Source organism: Flavobacterium sp. LC2016-13 (assembly GCF_009707955.1).
In the GTDB taxonomy this organism is placed as follows: domain Bacteria; phylum Bacteroidota; class Bacteroidia; order Flavobacteriales; family Flavobacteriaceae; genus Flavobacterium.
The window spans coordinates 274,027-300,714 of the sequence record NZ_WMDQ01000006.1 but is presented as its reverse complement, the minus strand read 5'-3'; the positions used below and the strand labels follow the sequence as shown (position 1 = coordinate 300,714).

Genomic DNA, 26,688 nt, shown 5'->3' with positions numbered 1-26,688 from the left:
ATAATGAAGAATAATTCGTGAATTCGTGGCAAAAAAGCATCATATAATGAAACATTTTAAAAATTTAATAATCGCGCTTCTTGTTGTTTTAGGAAGCTTTCAAACCAGTGCAAAAATCAAATTACCGGCTTTGTTTTCGGATAATATGATGTTGCAGCAAAAGTCGAATGCGCCAATGTGGGGCTGGGCAGAGAAGAACGGAAATATTACCATAAAAACTTCGTGGAACGCTAAAATCTATAAAGCAAAAGCAGACAATCAAGGCAAATGGAATGTTGCTTTGCAAACTCCTGTTGCAGGCGGGCCATTTACGATTGAAGTAACAGAAGGAACCGAAAAGATAATCATTAAAAACATATTAATTGGTGAAGTTTGGTTGTGTTCAGGACAATCAAATATGGAAATGCCTTTGAAAGGTTTTCAGGGTCAGCCAGTAAAAAACGGAAATGAAATTATCGTAAGATCGACCAATAAAAACATTCGTTTAATTACGGTTCCGAGAGCGACAGTTTTAGAACCTTTACAAGATTTTGAAGGAAAATGGGAAATTGCTTCGCCAAAATCTACCGCTAATTTTAGTGCAACGGCTTGGTATTTCGGTTCACTTTTGCAGGAAGTTTTAGATGTTCCGGTTGGATTAATTCATGTTTCATACGGAGGTTCAAGTATGGAAGCCTGGATGAATCAGGAAATGCTGAAAGATTTTGCAAGCGCTAAAATTCCAACAACAAAAGAAGAATTAGCAAAAGACCCAAATCGTGTACCGACAACTTTGTTTAACGGAATGCTTTCGCCGGTAATTGGTTACGGAATAAAAGGCTGCATTTGGTATCAGGGAGAATCAAATTACGAAAGAGCTTCTGAATATACCGCTTTAATGAAAAAAATGGTAAGTAGTTGGAGAACGTTATGGAAACAAGGAGATTTTCCTTTTTATTTCGCTCAGATTGCACCGTTTAATTATGCGTCATTTCATCCAAAAGATTATTTAGAAAAATACAATTCAGCTTATATAAGAGAAGCACAATTGAATGCTTCAAAGGAAATTCCGAATTCAGGAATGGCAGTTTTGATGGATATTGGAGAAGAAAATAACATTCACCCAATGGACAAGGAAAAAGGAGGAAACCGATTGGCTTTTCAGGCTTTGGCGAGAACATACGGAATTGAAGGTTTTGAATTTGAAAGTCCGAAATATAAATCGATGGAAATAAAAGATGGTTCAGTAACCGTTTCTTTTGATGATGTTGCCAACGGAATTACATCTTATGAGAAAGAAGTAACAGGTTTTGAAATTGCAGGAGAAGATAAAGTGTTTTATCCAGCGAAAACAGTGGTTCGAAGAAAATCGGTGGTATTAACTTCTGATAAAGTAACTAAGCCAGTTGCCGTTCGTTATTTATGGAAAGACTTTGTAAAAGCAGAACTTTTTAGTACGGGAGGATTGCCGGTTTCATCTTTTCGAACAAATGAATGGTAGTCGATTAAACCTTTTATAATTTATCTAGTCTAATCAATTCATTAATTGTTAAAAATTGATTAGTTAAAATTTGGATAAAACCTGGCAGCTACCTAATAGCTGTCAGGTCTTTCCTTAACAGAAAAAATACAAGATTATAAAATATTAAAATATAAAGTGGTTCTCCATTTTTAAGTAATTTTACGTCTAAATAAATAAGTGTGAAAAATACAATAATTTTATTTTTTCTCTTTTCAATGCTTTTAGCTAAAGCACAAATTCCTGTGCTTAAAAATTACAATCAGGTTTGGAATACGCAAAGTAACAATGCATCAGAATCGATGCCTTTGGGCGGTGGCGACATTGGTTTGAATGTTTGGGTAGAAAAAGGAGATTTATATTTTTATTTTTCAAGAAGCGGCACTTTTGATGAACACAATACTTTGCTGAAATTAGGCCGTGTAAAAGTAACTTTAATGCCAAATCCGTTTAAGGATAACGAAGGTTTTCATCAGGAATTGGTTTTGCAGGACGGTTATATTTTAATTGATCAGAATAATACAAAAATCAAACTTTGGGTAGACGTTTTTAAACCGATAATTCATTTCGATTTAGAAAGTAGAAATGCATTAAAAATGACGGCTTCTTATGAAAGCTGGCGTTATAAAAACAGAGAATCCAAAGGAAAAGCAAATAATGCCAATTCTTATAAATGGGCGCCGCAAGGAGAAATAATCACATACAAAGATTCGATTTCATTTGAAAACAGCGGTATAAAATTTTATCACAGAAATAGAGAAAATACTGTTTTTGATGTTACTGTAAAGCAACAAAAAATGGAATCGGTAAAAGATCAAATGATGAATCCGTTGGCGAATTTGACTTTTGGCGGATTTATTACGGGAAGTAACTTAAAACCAGACGGAACTTATTCAGGAACTTATCAAAATACAGATTTTAAAGGTTTTAATCTTTCGAGTATAAAACCTTCAAAAAAACATTCATTAGAACTTTATTTAAATACAAGCCAATCTGATTTTGAGGCTTGGAATAATGGTTTGAAAAATCAAATTTCTGCAAATAAAAACACTTCAAAACAAGCAGAAAAAAACACTATAAAATGGTGGAATGATTTCTGGAACCGCAGTTTTATTTTTACTCAAAAAAATCAATCGATTGAGAAAGATTCAGTTTATCAAATGGGTCAAAATTATCAATTATTCCGATATATGTTAGGTTGTAATGCTTACGGAAAATATCCAACAAAATTTAACGGCGGACTTTTTACTGTCGATCCTGTTTTTACAAACCCGGACTTAAATTTCACACCAGATTTCAGAAATTGGGGCGGCGGAACAATGACAGCTCAAAACCAGCGATTGGTTTATTTTCCGATGGTGAAAAGTGGTGATTTTGATATGATGAAATCGCAATTAAATTATTATCTGAGTTTACAGAAAAATGCCGAGTTAAGAAGTATGGTTTATTGGAATCATAACGGAGCATCGTTTACAGAACAATTGGAAAATTTCGGTTTACCAAATCCTGCAGAATACGAATGGAAACGCCCAGCAGATTACGATCCGGGAATGGAATATAACGCTTGGTTAGAATATGAATGGGATACTGTTTTTGAGTTTTGCCAAATGATGTTACAACAAAAAGAATATGCCGGAGAAGATATTCAAAAATACAATTCGTTTATCATAAGCTGTCTTCGTTTTTTTGATGAGCATTATCAATATCTCGCCAAACAACGAGGAAGAAAAGGGTTGGATGGAAATGGAAAATTAATTCTTTATCCGGGTTCTGGTGCCGAAACGTATAAGATGACTTATAATTCTAACAGCACAATTTCGGCTTTAAAAGTTGTTACAGAAAATCTTTTAAATCTTTCTTCTGAACAATTATCTAAAGAAGATTTAGAATATCTAAAAGGTTTTCAAACCAGGATTCCGCCTTTAAATTTTGGGGAAATTGACAATCACAAAGTATTAGTTCCGGCAAAAACGTGGGAACGCGTAAATAATTCTGAAGTGCCACAATTATATCCGGTTTTTCCTTGGGGAATTTACGGAATTGGAAAGCCAGATCTTGAAACTGCTTTAAATACATGGAAATATGATTCAGATGCAATTAAATTCAGAAGTCATATTGGTTGGAAACAAGACAATATTTTCTCAGCAAGATTAGGATTAACAGAAGAAGCTGCAAAATATAATACTTTAAAAATGGCTAATTCAGATCGAAGATTTCCCGCATTTTGGGGCCCGGGTTTTGATTGGGTTCCCGATCATAATTGGGGCGGCGCAGGAATGATAGGAATGCAGGAAATGCTTTTGCAGGAAGCAAATGGTAAAATCTATCTTTTTCCGGCCTGGCCAAAAGACTGGAACGTTCATTTTAAATTACATGCTTCTCAAAACACAACCGTAGAAGCAGAACTTAAAAACGGGATAATAAATAGTATAAAAGTCGTTCCGAAGGAAAGACAAAAAGACATTATAAATCTCTTAGGGATTTCAATAGAAGAAAAGAAAAAATTAAACTAACTAACATTACCACTCAAAAATGATAAAGAAATTATTAAGTGCTGCAGTTTTGTCGATGCTTTTGGCAACGAACGGGCAAGCACAATCAGTTGATAAAACAACTGAAAGACAAATTGTTAAAGTCGATTTCGATTTTTCGGGACGAAGAACAGAGGAAGTAAGCGATCCTAATTACAGTTCGTGGCCTATTAGCGAACAAACCGAAGCTGAAAAAACATTTAATAATGTTACCTTCAAATTAAAAGGAAATTTTTCTTCAAAATGGTATAAAGTCGGAATGAGCGCGCCATTCTATAGCCGTTTGGCAAGTGATGGTCTGGTAACCGATAAAAGTTTAGAATTTACAATAAGCGGATTAAAAGAAGGACAACATTCGTTACTGACTTTTCATAACACTTTTGATAAAGTCGAAGGAAAAACATTTGCTCCGGTAAAAATTTTTGTAAATGATAAATTAGCCGAAACCGTAACACCAAGTAACAGAGCAAATGCTACAATCGATGCAGCGACATCATATATTGTATTTAATGCACAAGCGGGAAAAGATGTAGTGATTCGTTTTGAATTAGATTCTAAATCTGCAGATTTAATTCAGCAACTGGTAATCAATGGTTTTGAAATTGATACACCAAATCTGAAAAAACAATCACATTCTCCAAAACCGGAAAATGCAAATGAGCACGTTGTAGTTGATAAAAGTTTAATACTAAATTGGGAATCATCAAAAGATGCGGTTGCTCATAATTTATACTTCGGAACAAATAAAAATGCGATTACAAATGCAACAGTAAAATCTGCCGAATTTAAAGGAAAACAAACCAAAACTAAATTTACTGTAGCAGATTTATACAGCATGACAACTTATTATTGGAGAGTTGATGAAATCGATAATAAAGGAAATATAACATTAGGAGAAGTTTGGTCATTCAAACCTGCACAATTGGCTTTTCCGGGAGCAGAAGGTTACGGTCGTTTTGCTGTTGGAGGAAGAGGCGGAAGAATTGTTGAGGTTGATAACTTAAATGATAGTGGTCCGGGAAGTTTTCGAGCTGCAGTAAATGATGGCTCAGGGCCTAAAACAATTGTATTTAATGTTTCCGGAAATATAAAATTAGAAGATCGTTTGGTAGTAAATAATCCGTATATCACAATTGCCGGACAAACTGCTCCGGGCGAAGGAATTACAATAAGTAAAGCTCCGGTTGGACTAACTGGAAATGATGGTGTTATCCGATTTTTGAAAGTTAGAATTGGAAGCGGAAAAACCTATGACGGAATGGGACTTACAGGTGCCAATCATAGTATTATAGACCATTGTTCTATTAGCTGGACAATTGATGAATCTTTTAGTTCACGCGGTGCTCACAATATTACATTGCAACGTACTTTAATTTCTGAAGCTTTAAATGTAGCTGGACATGACAAATATGAAGTTGGAAAAATGCATGGATTTGCTGCTACAATTGGCGGTGATATAGGTAGTTTTCACCATAATTTATTGGCTCACAATTACGGCCGTAACTGGAGTATTGGTGGTGGTTTAAATGGAGATGGATATTACACAGGAAGATTGGATATCAGAAATAATGTGGTTTACAATTGGGGACAAAGAACTACAGATGGTGGAGCAAACGAAGTAAATTTTGTAAATAATTATTACAAACCGGGCGCCTCGACTAAATACTTCTACGCCTTAAACGCACAACATGAAGGCGTTGGAAAAGGAAAACAACAATATTATTTTAGAGGTAATATTATGGAAGGCTATTTTGATGAAAAAAATCAGGAGAAAGGCAGAACAGCTACAATTTCACATAATGAAATTGTGAAGTATGAAACCTTTGTTGATAAACCATTTTTCGAATCTTTCGTAAAAACCGAAAGTGCAAAAGCAGCTTATAAAAATGTCCTTTCGGATGTTGGGGCAAGCGAACCCTTTTTTGATAAACACGATAATAGAATTATTGGAGAAACCCTTAAAGGAACTTTTACTTTTAAAGGAAGTAAAAGTGGTTTAGGCGGAATGATCGATTCTGATAAAGATTTAGGAGATTCATCTGAATATGCTTCTGAAAAACGTTCTTCAGATTGGGATACAGACCATGACGGATTGCCAAACTGGTGGGAAGTAGCACATAATTTAAATGAAAACTCAAAAGCTGGAGATTTTTCAGATACCAATTCAGATATTGATAAAGACGGTTACACACAATTGGATGAATATTTAGACTGGATGTCAAAACCTCATTATTTTATAAACGCTGGTGAGAAGAAAGAACTTTCGGCAATTGATTATTTCAAAGGATATGAAAACAAACCGGTTTATTCTTTTTCAGAAGTTAAAAACGGAAAAGTTACTGTAAAAGGAAATACAATTGAATTCAATACAACCGGAAAAGGATTGGCTTCTTTCGTAATTACAGTTAAAGATGCGGATGGAGATTCAATGAGCAGGAAAATTAATTTTTTCGTTAAATAAAAAATAGTTTCACGCAGATTTTGCAGATTTGGGCAGATTTTTTTATTTACTTTCTTATTAAATTAAAATCTGCGCTGATCTGCTCAAATCTGCAAAATCTGCGTGAAAAATTGCAACACATAGCTTAAGCAAATAAAAAAATCCCGTATAAATCTGCGTTTTGCTTTAGCAATCCGTTTCATCCGCGTCACAATATTCACAATATCAAGAACAAATCAAAATGAAAAAGCAAGTCATATTACTATCAACTATACTTTTTTCAACAGCTTTTATGGCGCAGAATAAAGGTTTGGTAGCGAATGCCCAAAGTCCATATTCAAAATTACAAAGTGTTGGTCTGGAAGATGTAAAATGGACAGATGGTTTCTGGAAAGAACAGTTTGATGTAGAAACCAAAAGCACATTGCCTTATATGTGGAACTTGTATCATAACGATTCAATTTCTCATGCTTATCAAAATTTTGAAATTGCTGCGGGTTTAACAAAAGGAGTTTTTAAAGGACCTTCATTTCACGATGGTGATTTTTATAAAATTTTTGAAGGAATGGCAGCGACTTATGCGGTAACAAAAGACAAGAAATTAGATGCCGAAATGGACGAAGCTATTGCGCTTTTTGCAAAAGTACAACGCAAAGACGGTTATATTCATACTCCGGTTTTAATAGACGAACGCTGGGGAACTTTGGGTCCCGAAGAAGTTAAAAAACAATTGGGTTTTGAAAAATACAACATGGGGCATTTGATGACAGCTGCATGTGTACATTATCGTGCCACGGGAAAAACAAATTTCTTGAATATTGCAAAAGGAGTTGCTGATTATTTGTATGATTTTTATAAAAAAGCTTCACCGGAATTAGCCAGAAATGCCATTTGTCCTTCGCATTATATGGGAATCGTCGAAATGTACCGAACCGTAAAAGATCCAAAATACTTAGAATTAGCCAATAATCTAATCGATATTAGAGGAACCACAAATGATGGAACCGATGATAATCAGGACAGAATTCCGTTTAGACAACAAACTACTGCAATGGGTCATGCCGTAAGAGCAAATTATCTTTATGCCGGTGTTGCCGATTTGTATGCAGAAACCGGAGAAAAGAAATTATTAGAGAATTTAGAATCTATTTGGGATGATGTAACGTACCGAAAAATGTACATTACCGGAGCGTGCGGTGCATTGTACGACGGTGTTTCTCCAGACGGAACTTCATATAATCCTACCGATGTTCAGAAAATTCATCAGGCTTACGGAAGACCATTTCAATTGCCAAATGCAACAGCTCATACAGAAACCTGCGCCAATATTGGTAATGTGTTGTGGAATTGGAGAATGCTGCAAATTACAGCCGATGCAAAATATGCAGATATTGTAGAATTGGCTTTATACAATAGTGTTTTGTCAGGAATTAGTTTAGAAGGAACAAGATTCTGTTATAATAATCCGTTGAATGTTTCTAAGGATTTACCTTTTAAACAACGATGGAGCAAAGAACGCGAAAGCTATATTGCATTATCAAATTGTTGCGCACCAAACGTTACACGAACTGTTGCCGAAGTTGGTAATTATGCTTACAGCTTTTCTAAAGAAGGTTTGTATGTCAATTTATACGGAAGCAATACACTGAAAACAACAATGCCAGATGGTCAGAAAATAGAAATAGAACAACAAACGAATTATCCGTGGGATGGAAAAATTGTGTTGAAAATTATAAAAGCGCCAAAAGAGGCTCAGGCTTTTTTCTTAAGAATTCCGGGATGGAGTCAGGGAGCGATTATTTCATTAAATAATAATAAAATTAATGATGAGGTTGTTTCCGGAACTTACTTCAAAATCAATCAAAAATGGAAAAAAGGAGATATTATTGAATTGAATATCCCAATGCCGGTCGAATTAATGCAGGCAAATCCGTTAGTAGAAGAAATTAAGAATCAAATCGCGGTAAAAAGAGGACCGGTTGTTTATTGTTTAGAGTCAGATCAGCTTCCTGCTAATATAAGTATTAATGATGTTGTTTTAAATGCAAATTCTCAATTTACTACAAGTTTTATTGAGCTGGATAGCAGAAAGTTGTTGACTATAAATGCAACTTCAAAAATTGCTCAGGATTATTCTTGGGATAAAAAACTTTATCAGCCAATCTCTAGTAAAACAGCTAAAGAATATAGTTTTAATTTAATTCCATACTTCGCTTGGGGCAATAAAGGCAAAGGAGAAATGACAGTTTGGATGTCTCATTAATCTCTTCAAAAACCATTCGTAAGATTTTACTTTTAAAAGTTATTTTTTCTTTCAATTTTTAGATAAAATTAACATATTTTGTTAAACTTGAGTTTTTGAATTTCTGTAAGTTTTTTATTCAGATAAGTATTGTTTTTTTATTTAAAAATGAGTAAAATTTTCAAAAATAAATCTTTAAGCGCTTCAATTTCAGTAATAAGTAAAATTTTGTTTTGCGAATAAATTAACATATTTTTTATTTTACTGCATATTTTACTGTTTTTCAAATAAAAAGGGTTTGGATATTTAATAATGTTCAAACCTTTTCCTTGTTTTTTACTTAACGTTCATTTTTTCTTTCTTATTTTTATTAATATTGTTTTTTTAAGTCGTAATTTTTCAGATAATACCATTAATACAGGATAGAGCAGGATAGTTGTAATACGCAATCGTTATATTTTTGGATCACAGATAATAAATGTATTTTTAACATTTAATATTGTTAAAACGATTTTAAGAAAATTATATTTTTTTATTTCAAATCTAACTAAACTAATAACCTAACCAAAAACAAAACATTTATGAAACAAGCACTTATTAAAAGATGTAGTTTTCTTTTGTTTGCACTAATGAGTATTGTGAGTTATGCTCAAACCACAACACATACTATTGTAACTGTTACAGGAACTGTCACAGATAACTTAGGAGGTTTAATACCTGGTGTAAACGTAACTGAAAAATCGACTAAGAATACTGTGACCACAGATTATAGTGGAAAGTATTCAATTAAAGTTAAAACCGGAGGAACTTTGGTTTTTTCTTTCATTGGAATGAGAAAAGTAGAACTGCCTTTAGATGGCCGTACAATTGTTAATGCAAAAATGTCTGAAGATTCAAATCAACTAGACAATATCGTTGTTGTGGGTTATGGTACTCAAAGGAAAAAAGAACTTACTGGTGCTATTGCGACTATTAAACCAGATGATTTAATGGATTTGCCTGTAACTAACTTATCTGACGCTTTAAAAGGATTAGTTCCTGGTCTTGCTGTGACTGGAGGTTCTGGGCGCCCAGGAGATGCTGCCGCTATCCAAATCCGTCAATCTGTTGGTTTTTCAAAAGATGGTGATTCATCTATTCCTTTGGTAATTATTGATGACATGATTCAGGTTGATCCTACGAATGGTAAACCTACATTAGAGCAATTCAACAGATTAGATCCTTCTGAAATCGAAAGTATTACTATTTTAAAAGATGGATCTGCTGCAATTTATGGTTCTCGTGCTTCACAAGGCGCAATAGTTGTAAAAACCAAAAGAGGAAAAGTAGGTAAGGCAAAATTTACTTATAACAGTCAGTTTGCGGTTAATGATGCTGTAAGCCATACTAAAACTATGAATGCTAACGAGTTTGGTGTTTTTAGCAATAGATATTTTACTTCGCAAACAGCTCCTGGCGTTGTTACTGATCCGGTAAAATTGTATTCTCCAGCGGAATTAGAGGAGATGAAAGGTCTGAATTATGATTGGTTAAAAGAGGCGTGGAAACCTGCTATTCAGCAAAAACACACTTTCAATGTAAGCGGAGGTAGTGATGATATTACTTATTTTGCAGGAGCAACTTATTTTACACAAGATGCTAACCTAGGATATCAAAAATACGATAAATGGAATTATCGTTTAGGAATTAACGCAAAAATAGCAAAAGGTTTAGATTTTTCTGCTTCTGTATCCGGAACTGCAGGAACAATTGATAAGTCTTTTACTAAAGCATCTGCAAATATCAATGACGGTAGTTACGGTTCTGCCGGAGGAGGAGAACAGGCTGATTATGCGTATTTGGTGCATATGCCAAAGTTTGTTCCTTGGGAGACAGTTGTTGATGGTAAACAATATTACATGTCACCATTTCCTAATTCGAATAAAAATTTAGGAAGTGCAAATGCAAATGCAAATATTGCAGGATGGAACTATTTTGCTAACTTAAATAATGGTTCGCATCAGATAAGTGATGATAATTCGTCTACTATTAATGCTTCTTTAAATTATAAAATAGCAGCTGTGAAAGGATTGTCATTTAAAGGAACTTTTTCCAGAACTCAAAGTTCTAGTTATACGGAACAAATTCAATTGCCATATGATTTGGCAAGAATTAGAAATTACGAAACATTGGGTAATCACCTTGCAAGTGCAGCTGATCCTACTGTATACAATAATGTTACTAATCCAAATGGAGATTATATTATAGAAACAAATGTTAGAAATTCAAGAGTTTATTATAATAATAGCGATAGTAAGAATACTCAGGGTGACTTTTTAATTAACTACGACAGAACTTTTGGAGATCATCAGATTGGTGCGATGGTTGGAGGAGAAGCATCTGAGATTTACAATACATTTACACGTTTAGCGTATGAAAATACCGGAAAAGATTATTTAGGAAATTTTGCAACAGCCGGGACATTAATCCAATCTAATAGCCAGGCAACTAAAGTCGAAGGCGGAACTCTTTCATATTTTGGGCGTATCAACTATAATTATAAGCAAAAGTATTTGGCACAATTTCTTTTCCGTAGTGATGCTTCGACAAAATTTGCTCCGGAACACTATTGGGGATATTTTCCATCACTTCAATTGGGTTGGGTAGTGTCTAAAGAAGATTGGTTTGAAAAAAATGTGCCATGGGTTGATTTCTTAAAGGTTCGTTATTCAATTGGTAAAACAGGAAAAGATAATCTTCAGGCCTGGAAATGGGTTCAATATTATGATGTTATTGTTGACAAAGGTTTTCAATTTGGACCTAACGGAGGGAATAATGCAGCAGGTTTGACTCCTAGAGTAAATCCGAACAGAGATGCAACATGGGATACTACAGTAAAAAACAATGTTGGTATAGATTTGAATGTTTTGAAAAACAGATTGAATATTACTTATGATTTCTATTATGACAAAACGACAAACATGTTAACAGATATGGCAAGTGCTACCGGTGTGCCATTTTCAGTAGGAGGAGGATATGCAGAGCAAAATTATGGTGCTGCTAATACATGGGGATCTGAGATTAGTATTAACTGGAGTGATAAAATAAAAGGAGCTGTTAGTTATGATATTGGTATCAATTTTAGCTATGCTAATAATGAAGTAGTAAAATATCCAAACCAAGGAAACTTGCCCGAAGCTAATAATGTGAGAAGAGAAGGCAGATCAGAAGGATTTAATCCTGTTTGGGGATTTGCAGTATGGAAGGGAACATCTACAGGAGATGGTATTTTACGTACCGATGCAGATATCGCTAACTATTGGGCTTATTTAACTGAACATGCAAATGCAGTTGGCGGAACTCCAAAATATTTTGATCTTACTACTGCTAGTGCTTTAAGAAAAGGTTCATTAGCTTACCAGGATATTGGAGGACAACTTAATCCTGATGGAACTGCAACTGGACCAGACGGTCAAATTATATCAGACAGTAAAGAATTAGATTATGTTAAATTAGCGAATAGTAGCAGAAAATACGGATTTAATACTAACCTGGGCTTCAAAGTTAGTGGGTTTTATTTAAGAACTCAAATAGCAACGTCATGGGGAGGAGCTAATTTTGTAGATTTAGTAAATCAAGGTTCATCATCCGCTTCTAATATGTGGGCACGTGAAACTTTCTGGAATGATATGTATGCTGAGGATAATCCAAACGGAAAATACCCTAACGTAGCACAATGGACTTATATGTCAAGTCCTTCAGATTTTTGGCAACTGAATACTTTTCGTTGTTTTGTTAGAAACTTAAGTGTTGGTTATGATATTCCTAAAAAAGTATTTGCAGATACTAAAATTTCAAGCATAACATTAGGTGTAACAGGTAATAATCTTTGGGATCTTTATAATCCTTATCCTGATAAGTACCGAAACATGTATGACAATTCTTCTGTAGGTTATCCTACACTTAGAACATGGTCGCTTAATTTTAACGTATCATTCTAATTTAAATTCATGACAATTATGAAAACAAAATTTAATTTATATATATCTTTAACACTGCTAGTTGTTTTGGGTACATCTTGTAGTCAGGACTTTTTAGAAGAAAAGAAAAATTATGGTTCTTACGATGATACTTTCTTTCAAACTCAGGAAAGAGTACAAGCGTATGTAGATAATCAATACTATGATTTTTACAACGCATATAAATCACCAGTATCTACCGTAGTAGGATTATTTACTGATACAAACTCAAGATTAACAGAAGAACTTGGAGGGACTCAGGATTTTATTAATCCAAATAAAACACTTTTAAGCGCAGGTGAAGCTGGTAATTACTATGGACTTAAACTTGGTTCAGGTGTTAATAATACTGCCTATAACAGAATAAGAGAATGTAATATTTTGTTAGAAGATATTGATGTAAAAGGTGCAAATTTGGATAAAACATTCCGTGATCAGGCAAAAGGGCAAATGTACTATATGCGTGCCATGCAGTATTTTGATTTAATGCGTACTTATGGAGGAGTTCCTATCGTAACGACTGTTCAGACAGCTGCTTCAGATGATCCGACAATACAACTGCCAAGAGCAAAAGTTTCTGAAGTAGTAGCTCAAATAGTTGCAGATTTAGATACAGCAGCAAGTTTATTGCCTGGAAAATGGATAGATGCAAGTTACGGACGTTTTACAAAAGGAGCAGCTTTAGCACAAAAAGCTCGTGTACTTTTAACATATGCAAGCCCTTTATTCAACAAAAATTGGGATGGTTCTAACGAGCGTTGGCAAGCAGCTTTGGATGCCGGATTAGCTGCTGAAACTCAATTGACAAAAGATGGTTACGGGTTATTTGGAAATTCTATTAAGGATTGGGAAGCAATGTTCCTAAAAGATAATGTTTTTTGTCCCGAGGCGATAACTGTTCAACTTTGTGGGACTGGTACAACAGGTACAGCAATAAACAATTCTTGGGAAAAAGCGATTCGTTTGGTTAGTTTAGGTGGATCTGGAGGTGGTACTCCCGCCCCTAAAGAAATGATTGATTTATTTCCGTTGGCCGATGGTTCAAGACCTACTGCAGCGAATGGATATAACGATTTTACATTCTTTCTTAACAGAGACCCTAGATTTTACAGAACATTTTCTTTTTCTGGTGCTAAATGGGGAAATAAAGAAACACCAAACGCCGTTCTTTGGGCTTATCGCTGGGTAGATGCTACTAATAAAGCAGGTTTCTCTGATGCGAATACTGCTATATCGAGCCCTGCTTTTGTTCGAAAAATGAGTAATACTGCTGCAAGTAAAGAAACCAATTTTCAATATTCAGGAACAGATATTTTTGAATACCGTTATGCTGAATTGTTACTAAATATTGCAGAATGCTATGCAGCATTAGGACAAACTAATAATACATTAGCTTATTTAGGAAGAATTAGAAACCGTGTAGGAATTCCTTCTGCAAATAACTATGGAATTGGAACATTAACTAGTAAATATGCTGCTATAGAAGCAGTTTTATATGAGCGTAGAGTTGAATTAGCTTACGAAGGAAAACGTTTTTGGGATGTTCAAAGATGGATGCTTTATGATAATGCATCACTTCCTGGTATTGTTGGAGGAACTGTTAGCAAATTAGGATTATCTCCAATCAACGGAACAAAAAGAACCGGAAATTACTTACAATATAAAAACACGGCAGCATCATCAACAACTGATCCTTTAACAGCTGCTCGTGCAAGCATAATAGTTGATTATGATTCTGCTAATTTCCAGACTCAATTAACAACTTTAGCAGCTTTTTATAACGCTAATTTTACTCGTACCGATCTAATTACAGCTATGGATAATTTTGCAGGTGCTCCAGTAAATATTAAGTTTAATCCAAACTATTACATAAGTGGGCTTAATACTGCTGTTTTGACACAAAACCCATGGTTATTGCAAACAGTAGGCTGGAATGATAATTTTGGAGGACCTGGAACCTTCAATTATCAAGAATAAATTCAATATCAAATGAATTAGTATATTAACTTTTCACCTGTATTCTAAAAAAATACAGGTGATTTGTTTAAAAAGAATTACCATAATTAAAAATTAGTATGAAAAATTTCACTTTATCGGCTGTTTTCCTATTGTTTTTAGGAAGTTTCCAATGTTTTGCCCAATATCCCAAAATCAGTCCGGAAGTTCAGGCACAATCCAAAATTATTATGGATGAAGCTTCAAAACTTTCTGATGAGGCGTGGGAAAAAGCTCTTGTAATTATCGAGGAAGAAGCCAAACATGGCAAACCTTATGTGCCGTGGGCATCTAGACCAAACGATTTACCTCAGGCAGAAATTCCTTCTTTCCCAGGTGCTGAAGGTGGAGGAATGTACACTTTTGGTGGTCGTGGCGGAAATGTTTACACAGTTACAAGTCTTGAAGACAGCGGACCTGGAACTTTACGTGAAGCGTGCGAAAAAGGTGGAGCAAGAATAATAGTATTTAATGTTTCAGGAATTATCAGAATCAAAAGTCCTCTAATTATTCGTGCACCCTATATTACTATCGCAGGACAAACTGCTCCCGGAGATGGTATTTGTGTAGCAGGAGAATCTGTTTGGATTAATACGCACGATGTTATTATTAGACACATGCGTTTCCGTAGAGGAGAAACTTTCGTTGGTCGTCGTGACGATGCAATTGGAGGAAACCCTGTTGGAAATATTATGATCGATCACGTTTCTGCAACTTGGGGATTAGACGAAAACATGTCAATGTACAGACATATCTATAGTCCAGGTCCAGGTTATCCGGATATCAAAGTAGGTACCGTAAATATTACAATTCAAAACAGTTTGTTTGGAGAAGCATTAGATACTTACAACCACGCTTTCGGAAGTACTTTAGGTGGAGAAAATTGCGCCTTTATCAGAAATATGTGGGCAAATAATGCAGGAAGAAACCCTTCAATTGGATGGAACGGTATTTTCAATTTTGCAAATAATGTAATTTTCAACTGGTATAACAGATCAACAGATGGTGGCGATTATACAGCCATATACAACATCATGAACAACTATTATAAACCAGGACCGGTAACTGATTTGGCTGAACCAATTAGTTACAGAATCTTAAAACCGGAATCAGGTAGAAGTAAATTACCATACATGGTTTTTGGTAGAGCATTCGTAAGCGGAAACATCGTTGAAAAGAACGAAAAAGTATCAAAAGATAACTGGGATGGTGGTGTTCAAATCGAAAATAAAAAAGGTGAGTTAATGACTTATGACGAATCTAAAGTTTATTTTGATAAAATGAAAAGCGACAAACCTTTCCCAATGCCATGGTTTCACCCATTTATGAAAGCTGATGAAGCGTATGAATATGTGTTGAAAAATGCCGGAGCAACTTTACCAATCAGAGATAAAGTAGACGAAAGAATTGTTAGAACAGTAAAAACAGGAGTTCCCGAATATGCAAAAGGATTAGAGAAAAAAGAATTTTATCAATTCGAACACAGACGTCTTCCGATGGATTCGTATAAAAAAGGAATCATTACAGATATTTCTCAAGTAGGAGGATATCCTGAATACAAAGGAAAACCATACCTAGATACAGACAAAGATGGTATTCCTGATAAATGGGAGAAAAAACATGGTCTAAATCCAAACGATGCTTCTGATTCAAAAATAGATTCAGATAATGATGGGTACACCAATATCGAAGAATATTTAAACGGTACAGATCCAAATCAAAAAACAGACTGGAAAGATTTAAGCAACAATCATGAGACTTTAACGAAGTCTTTGCTAGAGTAATTTTTAATAAACATTCTTATTTCATCACGAAATAGTGAAATAAGAATGTTTTTTTTAAACAAAAATTTCAAAATTCATCATCATGTCAAACAGAAAAATTATAAGTGTTTTAATATTATTTTTGATATGCTTCAATAGCATTGCACAACAACATTTAGATCCTGTATATATTAATATTACCAATGAAAGAGCTGCAAAAATTGTAGCTAAACTAGAATTGGCAAATCCTGCAAAAGAAAAAGCAGTTACAGATATCATTGCGCAGCAGTTTCGAGATTTAAGCCAAATTCAGGATGGAAGAGATGCAGAAATCAAAAAAGTAAAAGCCGACAGCAGTGTTGTAAAGGAAAAAAGAAATGAGAAAATCGATAAATTAAAATCGACTGCAGATGAAGCAATCAGCAAACTGCACGCAGCATATCTAAAAAAATTAGGAACTCAATTATCGCAAGATAAAATAGTAGCAGTTAAAGACGGTATGACTTACGGAGTAGTAGAAATAACCTATGCCGGATATCAGGATATGCTACCCGCCTTAACCAAAGCACAAAAAGAATACATCTACACCAATTTAGTAGAAGCCAGAGAATTTGCAATGGATGGAGGATCATCTAAAGAAAAACATGCCTGGTTTGGTAAATATAAAGGAAGAATAAATAATTATTTATCTAAAGAAGGTTACGATTTAAACAAAGAAAGTGCCGACTGGCATAAACGTGTTGAAGAAAGAGAAAAGAATAAAACAAAAGGATAAGAACCTTTTTAATTTATTCAGATCTCAATATAAATTTCAGAACATTAAATTCTCATGCAAAATATTTTTCCAAATACCACTCTGAAACGAACTATGATGATTATTTCATTTTGTTCTTTCTTCTCTTCTGCGTACGCACAATATCCCGAAATTCCAAAACCACTTCAAGACAAAGCCGATCAGATTTTGGCTGATGAAGAAAAAAGGCTAAGCGAAATCTGGACAGCGAATTATAATGTTATTCAGGCCGAAACAAAATTAGGACGTCCATATTTACCTTGGGCTTCATATCCAAAAGATTTTGTTCAGGCAGATATTCCTGCATTTCCCGGTGCCGAAGGTGGCGGAGCTTTTACACAAGGAGGAAGAGGCGGAAAAATATTTGTTGTAACCAGTTTAGAAGACAGCGGAAAAGGAACTTTTCGTGAAGCTTGTGAGGCCGTTGGAGCAAGAACAATTGTGTTTAATGTTTCCGGAATTATCAGATTAAAGAAAAGAATCAGCATGCGTGCACCGTATGTTACAATTGCAGGACAAACCGCGCCGGGCGACGGAATTTGCATTGCAGGCGAAACTTTAGAAATCGATACACACGATGTTATCATCAGACACATGCGTTTCCGCAGAGGTGAAACCGATGTTACCCGCAGAGACGATGCACTTGGCGGAAACCCAATCGGGAATATTATTGTAGATCACTGCTCCGTAAGTTGGGGATTAGACGAAAATATTTCACTATACAGACATCAGTTTGCGGCAAATGATAAATCAAAATTAGAGAAATTACCCGCTTGTAATATTACCATTCAAAACACCATTTCATCAGAAGGATTAGATACTTATAATCACGCTTTTGGAAGTACCATTGGCGGATTAAACAGTACGTTCATGAGAAATTTATGGGCCGATAATATTTCAAGAAATGCTTCTATCGGAATGTACGGCGATTTTAATTTTGTGAATAACGTAATTTTCAATTGGTGGAATCGCTCGCTTGACGGAGGAGATTATCGTTCGATGTTTAATATCGTAAATAATTACTTCAAACCGGGACCAATAACACCAACAGATAAACCAATTCGTTACAGAATTCTAAAACCTGAATCAGGTTATATGAAACCAAAAACATACGGAAGAGCTTATGTTTCCGGGAATTATATCGACGGAGCTCCAGAGGTTACTGCCGATAACTGGAACGGCGGAGTACAATTAGAAGATCTTTCAGATGAAGAAACCAAAGGATTTTTAGAATTAATCAAACAAAATAAACCATTCTCGATGCCGCACATTACCATAATGAAGGCAGAAGAAGCGTATGAATTTGTGTTGAATAATGTTGGAGCAACTTTACCAAAAAGAGATGCTGTCGACGAAAGAATTATCAAACAAGTCCGCACCGGAAAAATCGAATCAAAAGACGGATTAGAAAATGCAATTGGTAAAGATTTTATTAAAAGAAGATTACCGGCAGATTCATATAAAAAAGGAATAATTACAAGTCCTGACCAAGTAGGCGGTTATCCTGAATATAAAGGAAAAGCATATAAAGATTCTGATAATGACGGAATTCCGGATAATTGGGAAAAGAAAAACGGACTGAATCCTAATGACGCATCAGATGCCAATAAAGATTCAAACGGAGACGGTTATACCAATATCGAAAAGTATTTTAACGGAATTGATCCGAAATCTAAAACAGATTGGACAAAAACAGAAAATAATACTGATACATTGGCAAAATTATCAAAAGGATTATTGCAATAAAGTCTTAAATTTAGTCCGTTAGCTAAATTATCTCGACGTATCCTAACAGGTTTTGAAAACCTGTTAGGTATTTAAGAAATATAGGTTTAGAATAATTTGAGAATATAAGACCTTAAAGCAAATACCTAACAGGTTTTCAAAACCTGTTAGGATAAATCACAACAAAAAATATTTTAAAGTGAATTTTACTCAACTAAAAAATATAGTTTCCCTTCAAAAAGATAAAATCATTTTGTCTGGTTTTATAATGCTTTTCAGTATCAATATTGGAACAGCACAAAATACCTTCCCGGATATTGTAAAAACAAAAGAAGGAAAACTTTCTTTTACTACGGATAATTTAGGAAATCAAATTCCTGATTTTTCTTATGCGGGATATATGGCATCAGAAAAGGCAATTCCTAATCTTGACAACAAAATTTTTGTTTCGAAACAAGAAGAAGACGCCACCCCAAAAATACAAGCAGCGATTGATTATGTAAGTAATCTTAAACCGGATAAATCAGGTTTTCGCGGAGCGGTACTTTTAGACAAAGGAATTTTTAAAGTTAGCGGAACATTATATATTAAAAAATCTGGCGTAGTTTTAAGAGGAAGTGGAAACACAGAAAACGGAACAATTCTTTTAGGAACAGGATTAAAAAGAGAAGCCTTAATTAGAATTTTAGGGATTGATGATAAAAAACCAGGCGAGACTTTTGAATTCAATACAGCTTATACACCACTTGGAACAAAAAAGATCCAATTAAAAAATACCTCAAAATTAAAACCATCTGACGAAATTATCATCACTAAACCTTTAACGGATAACTGGATTAAAGAGTTAAAAATGGATGATTTTGGAGCAGAAACCGGTTGGGTTGGCTGGAAAAAAAATGATTGGGATATTACTTGGAACAGAATCGTAACCAATATCAATGGAAACGAAGTAACGCTAAACGCACCGTTAACAATGACTTTGGATGATATTTACGGGCAAGCCAAAGTAACAGTTTATTCATGGCCCGGACGAATTGAGCAAATCGGAATCGAAAATATTCTGATGAAATCAAGTTATAATGAGTCAAAACCAAAAGACGAAGAACACAGATGGTTAGGGATTAGCATCGAAAACACAAAAAATGCATGGGTCAAACAAGTAAATTTCAAGCATTTTTCTGGAGGCGCAGTTGCTTTATTAAAATCAGCTCAGCAAATTACAGTTGAAGACTGTATTGCAACTGAACCTGTTTCTGAAATTGCAGGTTTTAGACGTCACACTTTTTATACCGAAGGTCAGCAAACATTGTTTCAACGTTGTTATTCTGAATACGGTTATCATGATTTTGCAGTAGGCGGATTTGGAACAACAGGTCCAAATGCGTTTATTCAATGTCAATCATATTTACCATTCAATAATAGCGGAGCCATTGGCAGTTGGGCAACAGGAGTATTATTTGATGTTTCTTATGTAGACGGACATGCTTTAAGTTATAACAATAGAGAACAAAATGGCAGAGGCGCAGGCTGGACTGCTGCAAATAGCGTAATCTGGGAAACTTCAGCATCTAAAATAGAATGTTACAGCCCGCCAACAGCACAAAACTGGGCTTTTGGAACTTGGGGCGGAATCATGGGTGGCGATGGTCACTGGAAAGATGTAAATGGACATATTAGTCCGAGAAGTTTATTTTATGCACAATTAGAAAGTCGTTTAGGACAACTTCCTGTAAAACCGTTTATTTATGATTTAGGTTCAGAACCATCATCAAGTCCTGCTGTTGAAGTCGCACAGGAATTAACCAAAAATTCAGTTGAACCAAAAGAAAGTTTACTGGAATGGATTGCAGAAGTTTCAAAATCAAATCCAATTGATACAAACAATTCAGGTCTTAAAAATGCCAATGATTTAAAAATAAACCCGGCACAAAACATAAATTCCAACAACAAAGTAATAACAAAAAATGGCTGGCTTATTTATGATAATAAAGTAATAGCAGGAAACCGATTAAATGTGCCTTGGTGGAGAGGAAGCCTTAGAGATAGTGATATTTCGAAGTCATTGCCAGATATTACCAGATTTGTTCCCGGCAGAACCGGTACAGGATTTACCGATAATATTAATGAAGTGGCAGATTATTTGACCACTAATAATATGGTCGCTTTAGAACATAATTACGGATTATGGTATGAGCGAAGAATGGACGATCACGAACGCGTTCGCCGTTTTGATGCCGATGTCTGGCCGCCATTTTACGAACAGCCATTTGCAAGAAGCGGACAGGATTTAGCCTGGGATCAATTGAGCAAATACGACTTGACAAAATTCAATGATTGGTATTGGGATCGTTTATCACTTTTTGCTGATTTGGCAGAAACCAAAGGACAATTGTTAGTCAATCAACAGTATTTTCAACATAACATTATAGAAGCCGGAGCTCATTGGGCGAGTTCACCTTGGCGTTCAGCAAACAATATAAACAGTACAGGTTTTCCGGAACCGCCGCCGTATGCAGGAGACAAACGCATCTTCATGGCAGAACAATTTTATGATGTTACCAATCCTGCCAGAAGAAAATTGCACCAAGGATTTATTCGTAAATCATTAGAAAATTTTCAGGAAAACAGCAACGTAATTCAGTTAACAAGTGCCGAATATACAGGTCCGCTTCATTTTATGGAATTCTGGCTGGATGAAGTTCAAAAATGGAAAGACGAAACTGGTAAAAAAGAAATCATTGGTTTAAGCGCTACAAAAGATGTTCAGGATGCTATTCTAAATGATGCTAAAAGAGTAAAAACAGTCGATTTAATTGATATTCGTTATTGGTATTACAAAGAAGACGGAACCGCTTACGCACCACAAGGCGGATTAAATTTGGCACCAAGACAACACGCCAGAAAACTAAAAACAGGAAAAGAAACAGACGATCAGGTATATCGTGCCGTTAGAGAATATCGCGAAAAATACTCTGAAAAAGTAATTTTATATTCAACAGATGGATCACCGAGATTTGGTTGGCCGGCATTAATGGCGGGAGCTTCATTGCCAAATATTCCAAAAATTGAACTTCCTGCATTTTATTCTGCTTTAAGCGAAATGAAACTAGTTGAAGGAAACACATTTTCAGATAATCTTTGGAAATTGGAAAACAAAGGAAAAAGCTATCTTTTTTACGCGAAAAATGCACAGGAAATTTCGATCAATTTATCAGATTACAAAGGCACTTTCGAAGTATATGAAATTAACCCATCAACAGGAACTTTAACTAAAAAAGCAAACATAAGCGGAGGAAAACAAGTAACAATCCCACAATCCGAAATAAAAGAAAAAGTGCTTTTTGTAGTGAAAAAGTAAAATAAGAGTTAGCCACGAATTACACGAATTAGCACGAATTATTTTTTGAAATAATTTGCAAAATCTCTAAAATCTGCGGGAAACAAAAAAACACAAGAAAAATAAAAATTCGAGAAAATTAGTGTAATTCGTGGCAAACAACTAAAAAACATAAATTCAAAATAAACCAAAATGAATCTGAAAATTAAATATTTATACGCCCTAAGTATTAGCTTTTTGTTGACAGCACAAAGTGGATTTTCGCAATCAACAAAAGGCGCTCTGCCTCAAATTAAAGTTTCAAAAAACCAACACTATTTTGTAACCGAAAATGAAAAACCATTTTTCTGGTTAGGCGATACAGGTTGGTTAACATTCAGTAAATTAGACAGAGCAGGTGTTGACAAATATTTTAAAGACAGAAAAGAAAAAGGATTCAATGTCGTTCAGATCATGGTTTTGCATAATCTGAATGCAATAAATGTTTACGGTGATGCCGCGTTGATAAATGAAGATGCCGCACAACCATTAACCACACCAGGCAACAATTTTGATAATCCGGCTGAATACGATTATTGGGATCACGTAGATTACACTTTGGATGTTGCTCAGAAAAATGGAATCTACGTAGCCATTGTGCCAGTTTGGGGAACCAATGTTTCAAAAGGAAATAAAGTAAGCAAAGAACAAGCAGAAAAATATGCGAAATTTTTAGCCGACAGATATAAAAACAGAACCAATGTTATTTGGTTAAACGGAGGAGATACACACGGAAATGAATTCACAGATATCTGGAATGCGATTGGAAGCACCTTAAAAACAAACAATCCAAATCAATTAGTGACATTTCATCCTTTTGGAAGAACAGATTCTTCAGAGAATTATCATAATGCGACTTGGTTAGATTTCAATATGTTTCAATCAGGACACAGAAGATACGATCAGGATTCAGTGAAAACGAATTTCAAAGAAGACAATTACAAATTTGTTCAAAGAGATTTAACTTTAAAACCAACGAAACCAACGCTTGATGGAGAACCTTCATACGAAGGAATTCCACATGGTTTACACGATACATTACAACCAAAATGGACAGCGAACGACGTAAGACGTTACGGATATTGGTCTGTTTTTGCCGGAGCAGCAGGATATACTTACGGACACAACGCTGTAATGCAAATGTTCAGAAAAGGTGATAAACCAGCTTACGGAAATAAAGAATTATGGACATCAGCCATTAATGCACCCGGAGCCGGACAAATGATTTATATTAAAAAATTAATATTAGATTTTCCCTATTTAGAAAGAATTCCGGATCAGACATTAATTGCCAATCAAGGCGAAAAATACGATTATCTGATTGCAACAAGAGGAAATAATTACGCTTTAATTTACACCTACACAGGAAGAAAAATTGAAGTTAATATGGGAAAAATTGCTGGTAATAAAGTAACCGCAAGTTGGTACAACCCTAGAAACGGACAAAAAACAAAAATTGGAATTATAGACAATAAAGGAACCAAAGAATTTCAACCGTCAGGAAAAAAAGAAGATGGGAATGACTGGGTTTTGATTTTGCGTTCGAACTAGTAATTAATGAATTGCTTTTTCTCATAAAAAATGAGAATAAAATACTCTCGCGGATTTTGCAGATTAAAGAGATAAAAAAATCTGCTCAATCTGCAAAATCTGCGAGAAAAAAAACAACCATAACAATGAAAAACATACTAATCATACTCTGCTTCATAACAGGACTAAACACCGCCTTCGCAAACGACGGCTGGCTGAATATCTTAAATGAAGGAGGAAATAATAAAGGCATTAAATGCACCGAAGCCATTCAGAATGCAATCGAAAAAGCATCTAAAAACGGCGGTGGAACAATTTTTTTTCCTGCAGGAGAATATTTAACAGGCGCTTTAAAACTAAAAAGTAATATTACAATTCATTTAGATTCGGGAGCACTTTTAAAATTTTCAGAGAATTTTGATGATTATCTGCCTTATGTAGAAATGCGTTATGAAGGATTAGTAATGAAATCTTTCTCACCATTATTTTATGCGAAAGATGCAGAAAACATTACCATAAAAGGAAGAGGTGTAATCGACGGACAAGGAAAAGCATGGTGGAATGAAGTATATAGAATTGAAAGTGCAAAAGAACCAATTCCGTTAACGAAATATCAAAAAATGTGGGACGAACAAAATCAGGGAATCGTCTATTCTGATTATTATAAAAGAACAATCGATAAAAAGTTTTTCAGACCATCTTTCTTTCAGGCTTATGGTTGCAAAAATATTTTAATCGAAGGTGTAACGTTTCAAAATTCACCTTTTTGGACAATAAATCCTGAATTCTGTGACAATGTAACCGTTACCGGAATCACCATTTTTAATCCACATTCGCCAAATACCGACGGAATTAATCCTTCGTCTTGCAAAAATGTTCATATTTCAGATTGTCATATCAGTGTTGGAGACGATTGTATTACCATTAAATCCGGAAGAGACGAAGACGGTCGCAAATATGGCGTAGCAACAGAAAATGTTACCATTACAAATTGCACCATGTTAAGCGGTCACGGCGGCGTTGTGATTGGAAGCGAAATGTCTGGCGGAATCAAAAAAGTAACCATTTCAAACTGTGTTTTTGACGGAACAGATCGCGGAATCCGAATTAAAGCAGCACGCGGAAGAGGTGGAGTTGTAGAAGATATTCGCGTTGATAATATTGTAATGAAAAACATCAAAGAAGAAGCAATTGTATTGAGCCTTTTTTATGATAAAGATACCAAAGTGGAACCCGTTACTGAAAAAACCCCGATTTTCAGAAACATTCACATGAGTAATATTACGGCTTCAAATGTAAATAAAGCCGGCACTATTTTAGGAATCAGCGAAATGCCAATTCAAAACATATCGTTCTCGAATATTAATATGGACGGAAAAGAAGGTTTTACGGTAAATACAGCAACAGATGTTGAATTTCATGACGTAAAAGTAAACGCAAAAATTGGTTCATCTTTCAAAATATCAGATTCAAAAAATATCATTTTAGATAATGTTGGATCTTCAACACCAATAAAAGGAGTTTCAGTTATCAAATTAGATAATGTTTCAAACATGATGATCAACAATAATTTTCCATTTAATGCAACCGATGTTTTTATCGAAGCCGATGGAAAAGAAACAAAGAATATTTTCCTGAAAAATAATGTATTTAACAACGTAACAACGGCAATTAAAAAAGGAAAAGATCTGGATAAAAAAGCAATTATAGAATAACACCACGTAGTCCTGCAAGGTTTTCAAAACCTTGTAGGTCTAGTTTATACGCATAAGAATACCTACAAGGTTTTGGAAACCTTGCAGGAGAAAAAACGAAGTATGAAAAAAATAATAACCATAATAACTCTTTTTCTTTTTGCGATAAGTTACTCGCAAAAAAAGAAAGAAATTTATCTTTTTACGTCGTTTCGGGAACCCGCGACAGAAGGTTTGTATTTAGCCTACAGCAAAGATGGTTACAACTGGAAAGGGTTGGAAGGTTCATTCTTAAAACCAGAAATTGGAGCAAGCAAAATCATGCGCGATCCGTCAATTACAAAAGGCGGAGACGGAACATATCACTTAGTTTGGACAACCGATTGGAAAGGCGGAAACGGTTTTGGATATGCTAATTCTAAAGATTTAATTCATTGGTCGAAACAAGAATATATTCCCGTAATGAAAAACGAACCAGAAGTCGTAAACGTTTGGGCGCCGGAAATTTTTTATGATGATGTTAAAAAAGAATACATCATTATTTGGGCATCGACAATTCCGTTTCGATTTGAAAAAGGACAGGAAGAAGAAAAGAACAATCACAGAATGTATTATGTAACCACAAAAGATTTCAAAACATTCTCAGAAGCCAAATTATATTACGAACCAGGTTTCAGCGTAATCGATTGTGTGATTGTAAAAAAAGGAAAAAAAGATTATGTTTTGGTTTTGAAAGACAATACAAGACCAATGCGAAATATAAAAGTAGCTTTTGGGAAATCGCCTTTAGGACCATTCGGAAAGAGTTCAGAACCATTTACGGCCCATTTATCAGAAGGACCAACAGTTGTAAAAGTCGGAAAAGAATGGTTGATTTATTATGATAATTACGGCGAGAAAAATTATAAAGCTTCAAGCACTTTAGATTTTGTTCATTTTGAAGATGTATCATCAAAAATAAGCCTTCCCGAAGGACATAAACACGGAACGATTACAACAATATCCGAAGAAGTTTTAAAACGATTAATTGAAAAGAAATAAAAGAGAATGTCACAGATTTAAAGGATTTTTTAATCAATCATAATCAACAAAATACGTGGCGA

13 protein-coding genes are annotated in these 26,688 nt (G+C 34.8%); all 13 read left to right on the top strand.

The features are described from left to right. The first annotated feature begins 46 nt into the window (after positions 1-46). The 13 genes from GKZ86_RS14630 (at position 47) to GKZ86_RS14570 (ending at position 26,626) form a co-directional block, all read left to right on the top strand. Positions 47-1,480 (top strand): sialate O-acetylesterase, encoded by a 1,434-nt coding sequence (locus GKZ86_RS14630; RefSeq protein WP_154783820.1) that lies wholly within the window; start codon positions 47-49, stop codon positions 1,478-1,480. A 200-nt stretch (positions 1,481-1,680) separates the two neighbouring features. Further along, the gene (locus GKZ86_RS14625; protein WP_317173608.1) at positions 1,681-4,011 is read left to right on the top strand and encodes a DUF5703 domain-containing protein; all 2,331 of its coding nucleotides are present in this window, start codon (positions 1,681-1,683) and stop codon (positions 4,009-4,011) included. 19 nt (positions 4,012-4,030) lie between these two features. Then, positions 4,031-6,490, top strand: a complete 2,460-nt coding sequence (locus GKZ86_RS14620) for a polysaccharide lyase family 1 protein (protein ID WP_154783819.1) — start codon at positions 4,031-4,033, stop codon at positions 6,488-6,490. A gap of 220 nt (positions 6,491-6,710) precedes the next feature. Continuing rightward, positions 6,711-8,732 carry a glycoside hydrolase family 127 protein gene (locus tag GKZ86_RS14615; RefSeq protein ID WP_154783818.1) on the top strand — a complete coding sequence of 674 codons (2,022 nt, stop codon included), beginning with the start codon at positions 6,711-6,713 and terminating at the stop codon, positions 8,730-8,732. A 560-nt stretch (positions 8,733-9,292) separates the two neighbouring features. Continuing rightward, complete coding sequence (locus GKZ86_RS14610) at positions 9,293-12,691, top strand: SusC/RagA family TonB-linked outer membrane protein (RefSeq protein ID WP_154783817.1); 3,399 nt, start codon at positions 9,293-9,295, stop codon at positions 12,689-12,691. A gap of 18 nt (positions 12,692-12,709) precedes the next feature. Beyond that, positions 12,710-14,686, top strand: coding sequence for a RagB/SusD family nutrient uptake outer membrane protein (locus tag GKZ86_RS14605; RefSeq protein WP_154783816.1), 1,977 nt, complete (start codon positions 12,710-12,712; stop codon positions 14,684-14,686). 98 nt (positions 14,687-14,784) lie between these two features. Further along, positions 14,785-16,488, top strand: a complete 1,704-nt coding sequence (locus GKZ86_RS14600) for a polysaccharide lyase (protein ID WP_154783815.1) — start codon at positions 14,785-14,787, stop codon at positions 16,486-16,488. A gap of 82 nt (positions 16,489-16,570) precedes the next feature. Next, on the top strand, positions 16,571-17,242 hold the full coding sequence (locus tag GKZ86_RS14595; RefSeq protein WP_154783814.1) for a DUF3826 domain-containing protein: 672 nt from the start codon (positions 16,571-16,573) through the stop codon (positions 17,240-17,242). A gap of 54 nt (positions 17,243-17,296) precedes the next feature. Beyond that, a complete protein-coding gene (locus GKZ86_RS14590) occupies positions 17,297-19,006 on the top strand; it encodes a polysaccharide lyase (protein ID WP_154783813.1) in 1,710 nt (569 codons plus the stop codon). 178 nt (positions 19,007-19,184) lie between these two features. After that, positions 19,185-22,343 carry a DUF6298 domain-containing protein gene (locus tag GKZ86_RS14585; protein ID WP_194632538.1) on the top strand — a complete coding sequence of 1,053 codons (3,159 nt, stop codon included), beginning with the start codon at positions 19,185-19,187 and terminating at the stop codon, positions 22,341-22,343. Positions 22,344-22,514: 171 nt separating this feature from the next. Beyond that, positions 22,515-23,912, top strand: coding sequence for a glycoside hydrolase family 140 protein (locus tag GKZ86_RS14580; RefSeq protein ID WP_154783812.1), 1,398 nt, complete (start codon positions 22,515-22,517; stop codon positions 23,910-23,912). A 125-nt stretch (positions 23,913-24,037) separates the two neighbouring features. Next, positions 24,038-25,606, top strand: coding sequence for a glycoside hydrolase family 28 protein (locus tag GKZ86_RS14575; RefSeq protein ID WP_154783811.1), 1,569 nt, complete (start codon positions 24,038-24,040; stop codon positions 25,604-25,606). Between the two features lie 102 nt (positions 25,607-25,708). Continuing rightward, positions 25,709-26,626, top strand: a complete 918-nt coding sequence (locus GKZ86_RS14570; protein WP_154783810.1) for a glycoside hydrolase family 43 protein — start codon at positions 25,709-25,711, stop codon at positions 26,624-26,626. Positions 26,627-26,688 lie beyond the last annotated feature (62 nt).

Bases quoted from the DNA above. Each gene is read 5' to 3' on its own strand.
- GKZ86_RS14630 (WP_154783820.1), top strand. From the start codon at position 47: ATGAAACATTTTAAAAATTTAATAATCGCGCTTCTTGTTGTTTTAGGA.
- GKZ86_RS14590 (WP_154783813.1), top strand. From the start codon at position 17,297: ATGCAAAATATTTTTCCAAATACCACTCTGAAACGAACTATGATGATT.
- GKZ86_RS14600 (WP_154783815.1), top strand. From the start codon at position 14,785: ATGAAAAATTTCACTTTATCGGCTGTTTTCCTATTGTTTTTAGGAAGT.
- GKZ86_RS14570 (WP_154783810.1), top strand. From the start codon at position 25,709: ATGAAAAAAATAATAACCATAATAACTCTTTTTCTTTTTGCGATAAGT.
- GKZ86_RS14575 (WP_154783811.1), top strand. From the start codon at position 24,038: ATGAAAAACATACTAATCATACTCTGCTTCATAACAGGACTAAACACC.
- GKZ86_RS14580 (WP_154783812.1), top strand. From the start codon at position 22,515: ATGAATCTGAAAATTAAATATTTATACGCCCTAAGTATTAGCTTTTTG.
- GKZ86_RS14615 (WP_154783818.1), top strand. From the start codon at position 6,711: ATGAAAAAGCAAGTCATATTACTATCAACTATACTTTTTTCAACAGCT.
- GKZ86_RS14605 (WP_154783816.1), top strand. From the start codon at position 12,710: ATGAAAACAAAATTTAATTTATATATATCTTTAACACTGCTAGTTGTT.
- GKZ86_RS14610 (WP_154783817.1), top strand. From the start codon at position 9,293: ATGAAACAAGCACTTATTAAAAGATGTAGTTTTCTTTTGTTTGCACTA.
- GKZ86_RS14595 (WP_154783814.1), top strand. From the start codon at position 16,571: ATGTCAAACAGAAAAATTATAAGTGTTTTAATATTATTTTTGATATGC.
- GKZ86_RS14620 (WP_154783819.1), top strand. From the start codon at position 4,031: ATGATAAAGAAATTATTAAGTGCTGCAGTTTTGTCGATGCTTTTGGCA.